Below are 16,602 nucleotides of genomic sequence, written 5' to 3' on the forward strand. Positions count from 1 at the left end.
GGGAAATTACTCCCTCACCTCTTGCTTTATCAGCCGTGTCACGCTTGTAATATTTCGCTTGTCTTTATTCAGGATATAAGTATATTTGTAATCGCTTGCCCGGTAAGAAGTAGGCGAGCTATTCACCAAGATAATATTCCGGTTATTGGCAAAGTCCAAAATACCTTTAATATTATTGGGATGCAGTTTTCCGATCTCGTCCATCATGCAGTGCAGCTTGAAATCGTTGAACTGGTGCGATGCCTTTTCCTTGAACACATTCAGCAACATGATGTTAATCATGGCCTTCACCAGAATATCCGTTCCGTCGGAACCTACATTTGCCAGTTTCTCCACCCATCCGCTGTCATTATCGTTCTCCACAATGCGAAACTGAAGTTCGAAAGTATCAGAAAGCGTCAGTTCCTTTTCCTTGTTCAGTGCCAGTTCTTTCACCAGCGACTGCAATAAACTTACCGCCTGCCGATTCTGTTCCACAAGCTCCTCCTGACCGAACAGGCTAAACATGCCCAGAGCACCCGGTTGATTCCGGTCGCAAAACTCTTTGATGGTAACAAAATGTTGCATGATACGATTGCCACTGGGCACAATCTGTAAGGCAATGCTTTTGATGACCCCGGCGAAATTGCGTTCCACAAAGTCACTATTGATGTCGTTGATAGTTTTGCGAATCAACCCTTCTTTTGAAAGCATATCCGCCGTCTCTTTCCCGATCCGGTGAATCAAGTCGGTATATGCTTCATTCGAACGACGTTCAAAGTCAATGATCTTATCATTATCAATGAACTCTTTGAGATCGGCAGCAAAGGTCATAAACTCGTCGCGCTTTGTAAGACGTGTACGGAAGTTGAACGTATTCTGTTCGGAGAAGTTACCCGTAAAGCGGCCGACCGCTTCCCGGAAGTCCTTTTCTTGTTCAATCTGCCGATAATGATTCTGTGTCAGCTCCTCTATCACTTTCTTGCAGCGCTTCACACTCTCTGCTTCCACTCCCGTTTGCAGTACAGGCGGACAAATATTGAGTGTTTTGAAGTTCTCTGTCTCCCGGATATCCTCTTCTAAATGCTTCAGGCGGGTATTTGTCTCAGCCAGTTGCTTGTTCAGTCCCGTTACCTTCTGATTCAGTTCTTCTTCCTTCAAGCGGAACTTCTCTTTCTCACCGTCCAGTTCTTTCTCGGCCAACTGCTTTCCATTTCTGAATTCGTCCATACGGTCGAAGAATTCCCGCTTATCCTTTTCGTAATCGTAAACCAGACGGCGGTGCTGCTCGATAAACGCTAACTCCTGTTCCGTGCGGGCCACTTCATTACGCAGGGCAGTGATACGTTCCGTATCCACCCCTTTTCCGGAAAGTTCATGCAACAGGTCCTTATCCATTGTCTCCAGCAGTTCATCGGTTTTCTTCTTTTCAGAAGCAATGGACTGATGGATCTCTTCCTGCTTATTACGGATCAGAGTGTCTTCTTCCTGCATTCTCTGGTTACGTTCCTTCTCTTTCTGACGGATTCGGGTTTCAAGTAAGTGATTGAACTGTTCCAGTTCCGCCGCTGACTCCTGCAAACTGTGTGTAGCCTCAGCCAACTGTTTTTCCAACTGTTCCAGCAATATACGTTTCTCCTCGCCTGCCTTCTGCTCCAGCATGATTTCATCTGCTTTCAGAACCTGAATACGCTTGTCATTCTGTTCCATACAGTAAGCGGACTGAGCCATCTCTTCCTTATAAGTATTAAGTACAGTCTGGTGTTTCTTCCGGATGGCAGCCAGCTCTTTCTCTTTTTCCTCTATCGACTTCTCAAGATTCTGCTGCCATTCATGTATCTCCTTACGGATTGCTTCCTGCTCTGCGGCATACTCCTGCACACTTTTCACTTCTTTCCGGATAGCCGAAAGATCGAGTTTGATGCCATAGAAAGAGTCTTGTCCGGTATCCGGAACAGATTGGGGATTGAGTTCCTTACTGAATAAAACAAGTTTTTCGTCTACCACCTTACCAATGGTATTCTCCCATCCCGGACTATTTCGGCTCAACCATTCATAAAGTGATCCCTGACAGTTATCAAGTAACCGGTCTATCTCCGCCACTTTTTCTCTACCAACCGCAATCTGCTGCTCTATTTCCTTCTGACGGACGCCCGACTGTTGCTCACAGGCAGCCTGATCCAGTTCCCATTGCCGACGTTCCAGCCCCATTTGTTGTTCTGCCTCTTTCAGCTTCAACCGGTATTCGTGATTCTCCTTTTCCAATGCAACGCGTTCCGTCCGGCAGGCCTGTAACTCTTCTTCATGGAAAGTCCGGTGCAGGCACTTCTCCCGTTCCATCTTCAACTGATAGATGCCCTCTTTTTTCTTTTCTGTCTGTTCTCGCAGGAGGGTCAACTTCCCTACTTCCTGCTCACGCACCTCTTTCAATATTTTATCGTACTCCTTTCGTACAGCCTCCTTACGTTCGATAGCACGTAAATGGAGCGTATTCAGCTCAGCATTTTTACCGTTACGGAAACGTTCAAAGGCACTGGAAGCCTGTTCCTTCAGTAGCTTATACTGGCTGTTGATGTCGTCAAAGCGGGCAGTCAACATGGTCAGCTGCTCCTCCAACATCTGTTTGTGGAGTATGGCTTCGGGCTCCGCATTCACCCGGTCGCACACATTATAAATATCCTGCGACTCATACCGTTCCTTTCGTTCACGCGCAGTTTTCAAGTTCTCGTTCTGTACCCTGACAAGCCCCAGCAAACGGTCGCGCTCACTCTGGAATTTCCCGGAAAGTTCCTCAAGCTGATGTTTCTCTTTTGCCAACTCTTTCAACAGTTCCTCTTTCTTCTGTTGCAGTGAAGGGAGCAGTTCCTGTGCCATCCGGAAAGTATAATTCAGTTCCCCGGCCAGCGTACGCGCCTGTTGCTCCAGATAATGCATTTCCCTATAAAGCTCAATTACCCGGTCAGCCTGCCGGCGAACAGTAACCTCGCCGTTCTTGTTCTTCCTGAACCACTTGCTGATATCAGTCACCTCTTCATCGAACCGTCGCAGATGATGGGCATATTGCCCCAGATCGATACGCACATCTTCTTCGTTCAGTGACATGATGATGGTTTGCTTGATGAACTCAGCATCGAGCTTTGAATTCAGGAAAACATTCTGAATGGTACGCGGTATATTCTGGTACTGACGGCTCTCAGTAATGGCAAACTTCCGTAACTCCGGAGGAAGCCCCCGGTTGTTGCCGAAAATGATGTCACGATACTCCTCATACGTCTCTACGCGACGGCTCTTATAGACAAAGCTGCCAAGGGCATCGCGTATCTGATCCCACTCTTCGTAAGCCTTTCCTTCGGGAGAAATAAAATATTCTTTTTTGTAACCCGTTCCCAGAAAACGGAAACAAACTCTCCCCTGGGAGCGAAAAGCCAACACACAATACGATGCATCGTCTACGGTCACTTCATAAATAATATATGAATTGAGGTACGGAAAGTAATATTCGTCAAAGCTCTTTTTCTCTTTTGATATGCCCAGCTTCGTCTTGTCGGCATTGTAAAAGAAAAGCAGCGCACGTAACGCCGTACTCTTCCCCACCCCCTGTGTACCGATAAAGTGGACATTGCCGTCTATCTGTATTTCGGCATATTGTATACGGGCACTATTGATGAAAACAATTTTATTCAGGTATCTCATTCTGTATTTCTTCTGATATGTTAATACAAGCGACCAACTCTTCCAGATAGCCGAAAGCCGCTACTACTTTATAGGTGGAAGTGATCTCGTTCTCCAATTCAATGAAGCCGTCACGTTTCAAGTCATTCACTATTTTATCGATCATCTCTTCGTGCTTCTCCCGTCCGACAAGTTTCTTCAATCCGGCGAGTTTCTCTTTCAGTTCCAGGTCGGTACCTACTTTTACGACCATATCGGCCGGCTGGAAACGGAATCCGGATGAAAAAGCCGCATCGTAGGTTTTAATGAAATCAAGCACATCAATCCAGCGGGTGGCAATCTCTAACTTACGCTCCAGATCGACTTTATTTTCCCGACGGGAGAAATAATAATATTCATTCCCGCTCTCAAGGATAAAGTTGATGGCGGCAAAGAAATCGTACAACTCCGACTGATTATCTTCGATCACCGTATAGAGTTGGCGGATATTGGGATTGGTACTGTCGGAAGAGATGAATCCTCCTTTACTCAGTATTTCAAATATTTCAGCAGTTTGTTTAATCATTACTATAATGGCTTTGAGTTCACCACAGATTGCACAGATTAACACAGATCTTTTAATTTAACTCTCAATAAAATAAATTATTAATCTGTGAGAATCCGTGTAATCTGTGGTGAGTTGTATTCGTTTCTAAACTATTTCGCCTGTCCTTTCCGAATAAATCAGTGCATATTCCACCCCACCCATTCTGCCATAATCACCGGTGATACGGAGTTCTTCGTAAAACTGGGATACAATCTGGCAGTAGAACGTTATCCGCTCATCAAAAGAAACCTCTTGTGCGAAAGGATAGGCAGCCACAAACGAAAACAAATCTTCTTCAGCCTGCATAAACCGCTTCTTCACTTCTTCCAGATTGATATAAGCCTCTTCCGATATATGGGTCTCAAGAGAGTCTTCGGCAATGCTGCCGGCCACATTCCGGGTCAGGATGGCACGCTTGCCGATCATGGTTATCACTTTACGGATGCTCTCCAACACTTCATCATCATTACGAAGATATTCTACGGAGAGACGTAACGGATAAGCCGGTGCAGGTTCGAACCAGACACTGTCTTTCTGCATCAACACCTCGCAGATATTGGTTCGTTCCTCCAGTTCGAACTGATCTTTCAGGTATTTCAGCTGCCGGATCTTAACCCGGATCTTGTTCTGATACTCTATTTTGTTCAGATAGCTGATAATCTGCTTTTGTATCTCGATCAGGTTGTGGAAACATTCATTGAGCTGTATCCGTACGTTTGCCACCACAATCCCCAGTTCCTCGTCCGGTATCCGCCGGAAGAAGCGGTCTTCTTCATTGGCAAGAAGCTCCTCGCTAACTTTTATCAATGCCTCGATATCCCGCCGTTTCTCGTCCAGGCGAACCAGTTTTTTCTTCTTGATCTGATAGTTCGGCTCATTCTTGAAAGTGCTGTCGATGTTACGCTTCAGGTCGATCACATTGCGCAAGGTAGTCAGGGCGATATTACGTAATATCCGCTTGATGGTACGCAGATAGGTAGTTTTCCGTTTCTCGTGGTTTTCTTGCTGATAATAGGAGATAGTATCTTTGAGATAACTGATATGCTCGTTGACAAACGAAGTGTTGATCTCTTCATTCACTTCGAGTACCTGCTCGAAGAAATGCAGATAAATATCCTCCATCTCAAGAAACGAACCATTCTCACGAAGCACTCCGTGATCGATCAGGCTCTGTATACGTTGTAGTTTATATTCTGTCAGTTCCAGTGCATATTCCCGCCGGAAGGATTGCTGTTTCCGCTTGCTGAACATCTGTTTCAGCAGGAGCTGTTCTCGGCTCATCATCTTCAGCAACTCGTCGATAGAGTGAAATGTAGTCATGTATAACGGCTATAAGCTTTTCAGGATTCCTTATCTTATCAGTTTTTTCTTCATTCCCCGGGCTAACTCTTCCTTGATAAAAGTCATCAATGGCTTACCCACTACAATAAACATGACCGCTACCAGAATCATCAGAATGCCAAGCATTAATCTGGGAGTCAGCCGTTCGCCAAAAATCATCACCCCGAAGAAAAGTGCCGTCACCGGCTCCAATGCTCCCAGAATGGCAGTAGGCGTAGAGCCGATGCTATGAATGGAAACAGCCGTACATACCAATGATATGACGGTAGGCAAGAAAGCCATGGCAAGAATATTGCCCCAGGCAGGAAACGAAGGAACAGCCTGAAGATCCGCGCAGAAATTCAGGCGGACTATATAAATGGAAAGACCGAACAACAGCGCGTAAAAAGTCAGCTTGGCCGTAGACATCAACTTCAGCGTGGAATGGTTGACACCGACTATATAGACAGCATAAGACAGTGAGGAAAGGATAACGAGCAACATGCCGACCAGACTCAGCGTTTCGCCTCCCTCCCCTTTGTAAAGCAGTCCGATGCCGGAAAGGGCAAGCAGAATGCAAAAGACGGTCAGCAACGACACTTTTTCGTGGAAAAACAGGAACATGATAAGCGCCACCATCACCGGATAGACAAATAAGATGGTGGAAGCAATGCCTGCATCCATGTGCTTATAGCTCAGAAACAACAGCAGTGAAGAGGCAGAAAAAAGCAGTCCGCCTGCAACCAGAGGCAATATCTCGTTCCTTTTCAGGGCAAACGACTGTCCCTGCACTTTCATCAGAATCCCCAAAATAAGTACGGCAAACCCGTAACGATAGAACAATACAGAGTCCACCGACATCCCTTCTTTATAGAGCGGCAGTGTAAACAACGGATTCATGCCGTAAGTAGCAGCAGCCACAGCTCCGCAAACAAATCCTTTAGCCTTACTATTAATATTCATTATTATATTCAATTTTCGGGGTGCAAAGATACAGTTTTTTGGAGATGTTGGTTACTTTTGCGTCAATTCTAACAGAGATTAAAATTGAGCAAAAACCGTATTGATCAGGAAAAGAGAGTGGTAGAGCTGATGATCCGTCTTTACTGCCGTAAAAAAGAAAAGAATGTCACGCTTTGCCCCCAATGCGAAGAGTTGCTTCGCTATGCGCATGCCCGGCTGGACCGCTGCCCTTTTGGGGAGAAAAAGAAAGCATGCAAGCAATGCAGCGTACACTGCTACAAACCTGCCATGCGGGAACGGATGAAACAAGTAATGCGTTTCTCCGGTCCCCGAATGCTGATTTATGCACCTTGGGAAGCAATCAGGCATCTGTTTGGATAAGCAGGCACAGAGAAGAATATTATTATTATAATTGCATTATTACTTTATAATAATTATCTTTGCTTATTAAAGTAACGAACCATGACTATCATCAGAAACCCCTTTATAACCAGTGGATATGTATCTTCCGATTATTTCTGCGACCGGGAGAAAGAGAGCGAAACCCTGATCCGGGAAGTAAGCAACGGAAACAATCTCGCCCTGATCTCTACCCGGAGAATGGGGAAAACCGGATTGATTCAGCATTGCTTCCGCGAAAGGAAAATCCGGAAGGACTACTATACCTTTTTTATAGATATATATGCCACCAAATCACTTCGTGACTTTGTATTCGCACTGAGCAAAGAGATTCTGGAAGAATTAAAACCTTCCGGCAAGAAAGCTTTGCAACTCTTCTGGAAAAGCGTCAAATCATTGCATACAAGCGTATCTTTCGACATTAACGGCACTCCTTCACTGAGTCTGGGACTGGGAGACATACAAGCTCCGGCAACAACGCTGGACGAAATTTTCCATTACCTGAACCATGCCGATAAGCCCTGCCTGGTAGCCATCGACGAGTTTCAGCAGATAGCCGGATATGCGGAGGATAATGTAGAAGCAACCTTGCGCACCTATGTCCAGCATTGCAGCAATGCCCATTTTATCTTTGCCGGAAGCCAGCGCCACATCATGGGAAATATGTTCCTCACCCCCTCGCGCCCATTCTATCAGAGTGTTTCCATGATGCATCTTGAAAGTATTCCTTTGGCAAAATACACTGCTTTCGCGCAACTGCACTTCGCCCAAGCAGGAAAAAGCATCACCGATGAAACGGTTGAAACCATCTACCGACGATTTGACGGCATCACCTGGTACATGCAGAAAGTGCTCCACACACTTTACGACATGACTCCCGCACAGGGAACCTGTGAAGTGAAGATGGTGGAGGAGGCCATCCGCCAAATCATCGACTCGTTCAAGTTCACCTATTCCGAAATACTGTTCCGCATACCGGAAAAACAGAAAGAGTTACTAATCGCCATCACAAAAGAGGGAAAAGCGAAGGCCATTACTTCGGCAGCTTTTATCAAGAAGTACAAGCTATCCTCTTCCAGCTCCGTACAATCGGCTCTGAAAGGTCTGCTCGAAAAAGATTTCATCACTCAGGAGTTGGGAATATACCAGATATACGATCAATTTTTAGGTATCTGGCTAAAAGAGAACTATTAAGTCCTTCAAAAGCCAAACACTCCAAGAAAGAATTTCCAATAGATTTCTTTCAAAAAGACAGTAAAACCCCTTATCTGCCGACAGCCTCCATTTACAAAAAGAGACAAATAGAGAGATGGAGCAACAGATAATGAAAAAACATGCAAGGACAAGCCTTTATTCTCTCATAAAAATGCAATAAAAAGCAGATATATGCAGTCCCCCACTCTATCAGAGCCTTTGTTGACAGCAAAGAAAGGGTGCGTTAGTCCCAAACGGACGGTGCATTGGCTTCAAAGAGACGGTGCGTTCCTCTACGAGCAACGCCGCACGGGTAAAAAAGAAGAGTAAGATGGGCTGTTTACGAACTATCAGAGCCACCGTGCCGCACGAATCAAATCTACTAAAAGAAAGTAATCACACACAAAAAAGATCATTTACTAAGATCATAAAAACATATATCACACAATTTTCCAACAATACCCCAAATTCTCCATCATATTGCTTTACCTTAATCCTCCTACAAGCGTTTTTTCAGTCGCCACATCCTCCGGGCATGAAACCAAGACTGCCTGAGAGTGATAGAATATACAAAATGACATTTTATCGCCGCTACAATTTCCCCTCCTTTATTCTGCCAACCTTATAAAAACAGCATTTTAAAACGGAAGGTCGCATTTTAGAAAGATTTAATTATCTTTGTTGCTGCAAACCCAGTTATATTTCACCTTTTCGTAAGGAAATGATATACACAGCATCCTCCGCCGCCGACCAAACCGCCTGCTGGATTACAGGCATTGTTATTGCTGCCCTGATCTTTCTTTTTGTGAAGTTCGCGGCAAAAGGCAGCAAACCATTGGAGAAGATAATGCTGGCATCGGGCTGCGTAATCGTACTGCTGACTACACTCATCGTCAAGGTGCCGGCACCCGACAGCTTCAACCCGGAAACCGGATTTTCGGAGAAAGAAAGAAGAAAAGACAGACGGATACTCATACGAATATTCTCGTCCATCGGGCTGACAGCCCTGTGGTTCATACCGATACGGAACACTGAATGGTTCGAAGCCCTGATTGAAAAACATATCTGGGTGACTCCCGCAATGCTGGCAGTGTTCCTACTCGCAGGATGGATCCTTACCGGACAACTGACCCGATGGTACACAAAAGAGCGCCGGACGGATAAACACACCGGACGGAAAAAACGTTCTTCTCAAAGAAACAGAACACCATAAAAGTAAATTCAAATATGAAACGAGCCGTTATCATAGGAGCTACTTCAGGCATTGGACGTGAAGTAGCCAAACAACTTCTCCTACAGGGCTGGCACCTCGGTATTGCAGGGCGCCGGCTTCCGTCACTCGAAGCTTTGCAGAGCAGCGCACCGGACCGCGTAGAAGTCGCCGCACTGGACGTCACCCAACCGGATGCAGCCCCCAAATTGAGTAACCTGATCAGGCGAGTCGGAGGTATGGATCTGTTTCTGCTGAGCTCCGGCATCGGTTATCAGAACATAGGGCTGAATCCGGACATCGAACTGGAAACTACCCGTACCAATGTGGAAGGGTTCACCCGTATGGTGGACACTGCTTTCAATTACTTCCGTGAGCACGGCAGCGGACAACTGGCTGTGATCAGTTCCGTTGCGGGGACAAAGGGATTGGGAGTGGCACCTGCCTACTCTGCCACAAAGCGTTTTCAGAACACCTATATCGACGCACTGGAACAGTTGGCATGTATGCAAAAACTGAACATCTGTTTTACGGACATCCGCCCGGGCTTTGTGTCTACCGACCTGCTGAACGACGGAAAACGCTATCCGCTATTGATGCAACCGGAAAAGGTAGCCCGGCAGATTGTACGGGCATTGCACCACCGGAAACGAGTGGCAGTGATCGACTGGCGCTATGCTGTCATTGTCTTTTTCTGGCGGATGATTCCGCGCTGGATATGGAAACGGCTGCCGATACGGACAGGAAAGACTATGTGACAAGAATATATATCCCTATTGAATAATTCATTAAAAACAAAGAAAGAATGGAACAGAAATTTTGCCAGAGCTGCGGTATGCCGCTTAGCCCGGAAGTATTGGGAACAGAAAAAGATGGCAGCAAGAACGAAGAATACTGCACCTATTGTTATGCCGACGGACATTTCACCGTGGATTGCACGATGGACGAAATGATCAACCATTGCGCACAGTTCGTTGACGAATTTAACAAGGATTCGGAAGTGAAAATGACGAAGGAAGAGGCCATTATGAACATGAAGCAATTCTTCCCGATGCTGAAGAGATGGAAACAGTGAAACATAACTCAAACAGACATCTGTGACGCATAAACAAAGGAGAGTGTGTCAAAACTCACCACAGAGGGCACAGAGTAACACAGAGTGAATTTTAAGTCATCGATGATTAATATTCTAATCTGTGGCAATCTGTGTAATCCTCTGGTGAAAAGGCGTTTGACACATCTCCTGCTGTATCGGAAGAGGTACCGTTTATTCCACCGGATGCCGCTTCAGCCAGGCTACAGCATACGAACATGTCGCTTTCGGTTTCAGACCTTGTCCGGCAGCATATTTGTAGGTTGCTTCTACCAGAGCTGCCGCAATCCCCTTTCCTTCCAGAGGGGGAGGAACGATGGTATGCATAATGTCCAGCGTTCCATCTTCTACTTCATACTCCACAAAAGCAGTCATTCCATTCTTTTCCAGTTCAAAACGATTCCGCTCCGGGCGGTGAGTTACTTCATATTCTTCCATTTTCCAATCTCCTTTTTGTTTAGGTTAATATAGATTATTTTAAATTCTTCTCCCTCTGCTCCACCCAGATCAACTTATCCACATCATACCCCCTGCGGATGGCAGCATCCAGTAATTTCTTCTTTATCTCTTCCGGCAGAATAGGCGTACGGCTCAATATCCACAGATACTTGTCCGAACTGCTGCCGATCAGTACATAATTATACTCCTCCTGATCCAATTCCAAAACATAATAGTCTGAATAAAAGGACAGAAAAAAGGATACCTTCAGTTTGCCCGGTTGCGACGAATCGGGAACCTTTGCCCGTCCTTCCGCTGTTTTACAGACATCATACGGCTTTTTATGCTTACATCCCCGGTTCTCTACGCGAACGGTTCCGTCGGGCAGCAATGTGTAAGTTGCCGTCACCTCCGACAGTCCCCGCTCAAAGCGGTGGTCGAAACGGGCTATCTCGTACCATGTACCCATATAACGTTGCAGATCCAGTTCGTCCACCGTACTGTGGTCCGTGCCCTCAAAAAAGGCTTCGATAGTCGGTTTATCAAAGCGGAAACCTGCCTCGAGCAAGCGTGTGGGACGCACATTCTGTCCCGACGTTAAAAAGGAAGCCGCTTCACCATATTGCATTCGAAAAAACCAACGTGGTATCACCACCTTCATCCAGGCATGATAGCGCGCTGCCATCGCCCGGGTAAACGCATATTGTGAAACCTGTTGCGGAACCACCAGATTGAACACTCCGCTTAATACTTCGTGGTTGATGATGAACTCCATCGCACGGCAAAGATCCTGGATTCCAATCCAGGGAAAAGGCTGTGTGCCCGGAGCAATCACACCGGCTACCCGTGTTATCCGAAGCGGACGCAACATCTGCTCCATTGCCCCGCCATCGGGTGAGAGCACTATGCCAAAACGGGTGATAGCCAGCCTTGTCTGTGAAGGGCAACGGCGAGCCTCTTTCTCCCAGGCGTAGCAAAGTTCCGCCAGGAAACCGGTGCCCCGAGTATTGGTATATTCGTCAAACGTTCCATCTTCCGGATAATATCCTACGGCAGAGGCGGAAATCATTAACCGCGGCTTTGTCTTTACCGCATCCATGGCCCGGATGATGCGATGCGTCACCTTGATACGGCTGTCATAAAGCTCTTTCTTATACTCCGGCGTCCAGCGTTTACTGATGGGTGCTCCTGCCAGATTGATGACTACATCGCAATGCGACAAGGCCTGAATTAAATGTCCCGATGTACCTTCACGAAACATGGGTCTCCCCAGAGGGACTATCCGGTGCCCCCTTTCCGTAAGGTACTCTGTAAGATGCTTGCCTATGAAACCGGAGGCCCCGCTAATTGCTATATTCATCTGAATCTCCTTTTTTTAGGAATATAACGCAGGCAAAGCGGGTAAAGTTCACCTCATAGTCATCTTACGCAACTCTTCGAGCGAACCGTTAAATACATTCAAATCTACATCATGGTGAATACCGGGCACACTTCCGATATCTGTATGCTGCCAGAAATGCCATTTTCCCTGATACTTCACCGAGTCGACATAGTAATGGGCAATCCAATAGGGATAGGCATTGAAAAGCGAATCGTCCAGATAGTGGGTTTTGAATTTATATGAAGTATAGAGGATAGGCTTCACACCATAATGCGCTTCCACCCGGTCGAGCCATTTCTTGATGCTCTGCTGCAACTCCTTCTTAGATTTCTTGCCTGACAGCTCCACATCGAGCACCGGGGGAAGATCGCCACTATCGAGCTTTACGGTACGGATAAAAAAGTCAGCCTGCTTCAAGGCATCCGTACGGGGAGTAAAGAAATGGTAGGCCCCACGGATAAAGCCATGCTGGCGTGCCTGTTCAAAGTTTTGCTTGAAGGTATCATCGCCATGGTCGCCTCCTTCGGTGGCCTTCATAAAAATAAAGTGAAGCGGGAAATCAGTCTCCTTGTTCTGTTTCAGTTCCTCCCAGTCGATGTTTCCCTGATAATGGGAAATATCGATACCATGCACTTCGTAACCACAAGGAATGCAAACGCCATACTCTTTCCGCCCGTAGCATTCTTTCCAGCGATAGGAATAAGGACGGATAACGAAATAGTAAAAAGCAACAGAAAACAGACCGACAACAACGAGCGCAAGGGTATTGCGCAACCAAACAGGCATGATACGGGAGGCTTTCTTTTTCGCTTTTCTCTTCCGTACCGACGTATGGCGACGGGGAGCGGGTTTATTAGAAACAGAAGTGGTTCGTGAAGACTTCATTGATTGTATTCTTATTTTGAGTTGGATTCATTTCTAAATAGTGCCATCAGCTTCCGCCCTGACCCATTCCAGATAAATGCCCGGATTAGCCTCTGCTGGAGGAGCGATAAAGTGAACATAACTAATTCCGTTTTGCGACTTGTTTCTGAGTGGAAGACGCAGGGACCGAAGCCGTCCGTCTACCCGGACACGTGCCTGCGGACGTTTCTGAGACAAATCCCATTCCAAAGAAACTTCATGCCAACGGTCATCTTTCACTCCCAGTTGCTTGCGGGTCAGAGGAAGTTCGTACATCGATTCATAGCGGGCCACGGTGTCCGAAGGATTCATCCAGCGGTCATTCAGTAACAATGAAACCGAATGGCTTCCCTCTGGAATACGCAGGCTGACAGTGAACGTCCCTTTCTTCATTGCCGGGAAGTTCCACACTGCCCCACGTGTATCTGCTACCAGCGAGGCATCCGGCTGATAAGACAAATGGAGCACCTGACAACCCTCTTTCTCGGGATGGGATTCGAGCCGGCACCCCTGTATGCGGTTATAGGCACAATGACCTTTAATGCCGTCGATATAATTGAATGTGCTCCATTGCGAAAGAGAATCGCTGAAATTATTAAAACGGCTTTTCTCGTACAGCCAATTCACGTCGAACATCATCATGGCACGATGAAGGGGATGTTGACCGATGGACGCCAGCACCTTGCCCGGAGCTACTTCTACAAACTGCGCCTGATGGACACCACGGTCGATTCCACCGCCATTGACAGCATAATCGGAGTCATTGCGCATGGGGTCCATATAAAGTTCACGAAAACCTGTCCACGTCTTGCCGTCATCATCGGACACAGCTACGTGAGTCACGTCGCGGTTGGTGAAAACATCATCCCAGACACCATTCGTCCCTTCTTTTTCAGGCAGAGGAGTAGTATTGCACCAGAAAAGTAACAGTCTACCGTCGGCCAACCTGCCAAGGGTGGGCATCGTGATAGTACCGTAAAAAGGCGAAGGTTCCGATTCACTCCATGTCAGACCACCATCTTGCGAGAAAGCCTGGTAATGGCGGTCCTGTGAAGTACGCATCAGCATCCAGAGTGTTCCGTCTTTCAGTTCAACCACAGTAGGCTCCACAGCACCGTGATTCCAACGAATACCTTTGTGGAAGCCTCCTCCCCGATGGTCGGGCGAAGTGACTGTATTCGAGCACTTCCAAGTCAGTCCGTCATCATCGGAAACGTAAGTATAACAGCCTTTCGGTGTCACGCCTCCATGGGCAGCCACCACAATACGCTTGCCGTTCTTGATAAAAACGGGTGGTTTAATCATGATGGAACTGCGATCGGCCACTTTCGTAAGGGTACGTCCGCCTGCCAGTCCACCGGAAGTACGAATGCAATAAACACCCATCGCCCCCATATCTACCAAACGGATATACTCTTTGCTCACAGGGCTTTGACGGTCTGCAAAAGGCATCTCTTTAGCCCGGTTTACCCGTTTCCAGGTCAGACCGTGATCGGTACTCGACAGATAAACGGCTCCTGCCACTGCCTGTTCTCCATAGTTGTAGTGTCTTACTTCACCATTGTCAAGAAGCGACAGACCGATATAAGCATCGGAAGGCGGAGTAGCTACTTTCAAGGGAGCACAGACCGAATCGAGCACTAACGGACGGGCTTGTTGCGCCTGCCCCGAAAGGAAAAAACCTGCCGCCAGCAGGCATAGAGTAGAAAGTCGTTTCATCATATAAATAAGGATATTCAAATGAACTAAAAACCCACCGAAGGGAATTGAATCAATCCGCCCCGATGGGTTTCTGTTATTGTAATGCGGAGAACAGCTTACTTAGCCTGTTCCAGCTGCAATGTCTTAGTCGGCTGGTCGCAAACTTCTGTCGGACCGAAGTACTGGATCGGACCCGGATAAACGTAGTCTGTAGTCAGCGCCCACTGATCGCGTTTGGCAGCAAATGTCAGGAACGGTTTGCCATCCAGTTTCACCAATGCTTTCTGGATTACCGGCTTCATTTCACCGTGACGACGTTCCATGTTCATCATCATCGTGATAGGCACACCGCCTGCGATCCATTCGGCAGCAGGAGCAGTTGTGTTGCGTACAGATGACATGTAACCGGTCTTACCGTTGGCAATCAGCATAGAAGCTGTATAACCCAGTGAATAGCAATAGTCGGCATCGTAGTTTGACGGAGCAGCGCAACGTCCTTCATAACCGAAGAAGTGGTGCTGTGCAGCAAACTTGCCTACATATTTGCCTTCTTCTTTCCACTGAGCCAGTTTCGTACCAACCATTTCAGACAGCAATTTTTCTGTTTCAATCAGTGATACCTGTACGTTTCCGTGCGGGTCGCGGTCCAGAGAAAGCTGACGTGCCACACCTTCGGGAAGGCTTGCATAGATGTCAGCATTTTCTTTTGACAGCTTGCTGATGATATATTCACGTTGACGAGAACGTTTGATGTTGGCGAACTCAACTGCGTTAGCAGCCAGGAAATCGTTCAACTCAGCGATCAGACGTTTCATAGCCGGGATAAATTCAACCAGACCTTCAGGAATCAGCACAGTACCGAAGTTGTTTCCCTGAGCAGCACGGTCAGCCACGATCTTGGCAATGTAAGTCACTACATCATCCAATGACATGTCTTTTGCTTCTACTTCTTCAGAAATGATACATACATTAGGCTGAACCTGCAAAGCACATTCCAGTGCGATGTGAGAAGCCGAACGTCCCATCAGTTTGATGAAGTGCCAGTATTTACGTGCTGAGTTACAGTCGCGCTGGATGTTACCGATCACTTCCGAGTATACTTTACATGCAGTATCAAAACCGAACGAAGTTTCAATCATGTCGTTTTTCAAGTCACCGTCAATAGTTTTCGGGCAACCGATCACTTGTACACCGGCATTCTTTGCAGCATAATATTCAGCCAGAACACAGGCATTTGTATTGGAGTCGTCACCACCAATGATCACCAGTGCTTTGATACCCAGCTTATTGATGATTTCCAGACCCTTCTCGAATTGTTCCGGAGTTTCCAGTTTGGTACGTCCTGAGCCGATGATATCGAAACCACCAGTGTTGCGGTATTCGTCAATAATATCGGCAGTCAGCTCCATATAGTTATGGTCAACCAATCCGCCGGGACCCAGGATAAAGCCGTACAGCTTATTGTCTTTGTTCAGTGTTTTGATACCGTCGAACAGACCAGAGATTACGTTATGTCCGCCCGGAGCCTGTCCTCCTGAAAGGATAACACCTACATTCATGGCAGGAAGCTGGATAGCTTCACCTTCTTCGAATTTAATCAACGGCATTCCGTAAGTGTTCGGGAACAGTTTCTGGATAGCTTCCTGGTCGGCTACAGATTGTGTAGCTGCGCCTTCAACTGCTTTTACTGAGCCTTTCAGCGCTTTCGGAAGTTTGGGCTGGTAAGCAGCCCTGGCAATTTGCAATGCACTTTTAGTCATTTT

At 46.8% G+C, this 16,602-nt stretch carries 15 protein-coding genes; 6 read left to right on the forward strand and 9 right to left on the reverse strand.

Translation table 11 applies throughout. The annotated features are described in order from the left end of the window. Nucleotides 1-6 precede the first annotated feature (6 nt). The 4 genes from ISX59_RS15380 to ISX59_RS15395 form a co-directional block, all read right to left on the reverse strand. Nucleotides 7-3,672, reverse strand: a complete 3,666-nt coding sequence (locus ISX59_RS15380) for an ATP-binding protein (protein ID WP_032542500.1) — start codon at nt 3,670-3,672, stop codon at nt 7-9. Further along, nucleotides 3,656-4,216, reverse strand: a complete 561-nt coding sequence (locus tag ISX59_RS15385; protein ID WP_005780122.1) for a hypothetical protein — start codon at nt 4,214-4,216, stop codon at nt 3,656-3,658. The genes ISX59_RS15380 and ISX59_RS15385 overlap by 17 nt, the downstream gene beginning before the upstream one ends. 126 nt (nt 4,217-4,342) lie before the next feature. Continuing rightward, the gene (locus ISX59_RS15390) at nt 4,343-5,557 is read right to left on the reverse strand and encodes a hypothetical protein (protein ID WP_032530368.1); all 1,215 of its coding nucleotides are present in this window, start codon (nt 5,555-5,557) and stop codon (nt 4,343-4,345) included. Between the two features lie 30 nt (nt 5,558-5,587). Next, nucleotides 5,588-6,520, reverse strand: coding sequence for a DMT family transporter (locus tag ISX59_RS15395; protein ID WP_005807317.1), 933 nt, complete (start codon nt 6,518-6,520; stop codon nt 5,588-5,590). An 84-nt stretch (nt 6,521-6,604) separates the two neighbouring features. Here ISX59_RS15395 and ISX59_RS15400 point away from each other — a divergent pair, with 84 nt between their 5' ends. From ISX59_RS15400 to ISX59_RS15425, 6 genes are all read left to right on the forward strand, one after another. After that, nucleotides 6,605-6,901, forward strand: coding sequence for a nitrous oxide-stimulated promoter family protein (locus ISX59_RS15400; protein WP_005780129.1), 297 nt, complete (start codon nt 6,605-6,607; stop codon nt 6,899-6,901). An 81-nt stretch (nt 6,902-6,982) separates the two neighbouring features. Then, the gene (locus tag ISX59_RS15405) at nt 6,983-8,113 is read left to right on the forward strand and encodes an ATP-binding protein (protein WP_005820915.1); all 1,131 of its coding nucleotides are present in this window, start codon (nt 6,983-6,985) and stop codon (nt 8,111-8,113) included. A gap of 192 nt (nt 8,114-8,305) precedes the next feature. Next, the gene (locus ISX59_RS15410) at nt 8,306-8,443 is read left to right on the forward strand and encodes a hypothetical protein (protein WP_005807324.1); all 138 of its coding nucleotides are present in this window, start codon (nt 8,306-8,308) and stop codon (nt 8,441-8,443) included. A gap of 391 nt (nt 8,444-8,834) precedes the next feature. Continuing rightward, nucleotides 8,835-9,326: an accessory gene regulator B family protein gene (locus ISX59_RS15415; protein WP_005820917.1), complete on the forward strand. Its 492-nt coding sequence runs from the start codon at nt 8,835-8,837 to the stop codon at nt 9,324-9,326. A 14-nt stretch (nt 9,327-9,340) separates the two neighbouring features. Further along, nucleotides 9,341-10,081, forward strand: coding sequence for an SDR family oxidoreductase (locus tag ISX59_RS15420; RefSeq protein WP_032535797.1), 741 nt, complete (start codon nt 9,341-9,343; stop codon nt 10,079-10,081). A 47-nt stretch (nt 10,082-10,128) separates the two neighbouring features. Further along, the gene (locus ISX59_RS15425; RefSeq protein WP_005780137.1) at nt 10,129-10,398 is read left to right on the forward strand and encodes a zinc ribbon domain-containing protein; all 270 of its coding nucleotides are present in this window, start codon (nt 10,129-10,131) and stop codon (nt 10,396-10,398) included. A 192-nt stretch (nt 10,399-10,590) separates the two neighbouring features. On the opposite strand, the gene ISX59_RS15430 is transcribed toward ISX59_RS15425, so the two are convergent. From ISX59_RS15430 to ISX59_RS15450, 5 genes are all read right to left on the reverse strand, one after another. Beyond that, complete coding sequence (locus tag ISX59_RS15430) at nt 10,591-10,854, reverse strand: GNAT family N-acetyltransferase (protein WP_005780139.1); 264 nt, start codon at nt 10,852-10,854, stop codon at nt 10,591-10,593. Between the two features lie 34 nt (nt 10,855-10,888). Beyond that, nucleotides 10,889-12,214: a TIGR01777 family oxidoreductase gene (locus tag ISX59_RS15435; RefSeq protein WP_032542503.1), complete on the reverse strand. Its 1,326-nt coding sequence runs from the start codon at nt 12,212-12,214 to the stop codon at nt 10,889-10,891. 48 nt (nt 12,215-12,262) lie between these two features. Then, a complete protein-coding gene (locus ISX59_RS15440) occupies nt 12,263-13,120 on the reverse strand; it encodes a glycoside hydrolase family 25 protein (protein WP_005820923.1) in 858 nt (285 codons plus the stop codon). A 33-nt stretch (nt 13,121-13,153) separates the two neighbouring features. After that, entirely contained in the window at nt 13,154-14,857 is a 1,704-nt protein-coding gene (locus ISX59_RS15445) for a sialidase family protein (RefSeq protein WP_220576056.1), read from the reverse strand. A 98-nt stretch (nt 14,858-14,955) separates the two neighbouring features. Continuing rightward, the gene (locus ISX59_RS15450; RefSeq protein WP_005780146.1) at nt 14,956-16,599 is read right to left on the reverse strand and encodes a diphosphate--fructose-6-phosphate 1-phosphotransferase; all 1,644 of its coding nucleotides are present in this window, start codon (nt 16,597-16,599) and stop codon (nt 14,956-14,958) included. Nucleotides 16,600-16,602 lie beyond the last annotated feature (3 nt).

The sequence above is a fragment of the Bacteroides sp. FSHCM14E1 genome (assembly GCF_019633785.1).
In the GTDB taxonomy this organism is placed as follows: Bacteria; Bacteroidota; Bacteroidia; order Bacteroidales; family Bacteroidaceae; genus Bacteroides; species Bacteroides hominis.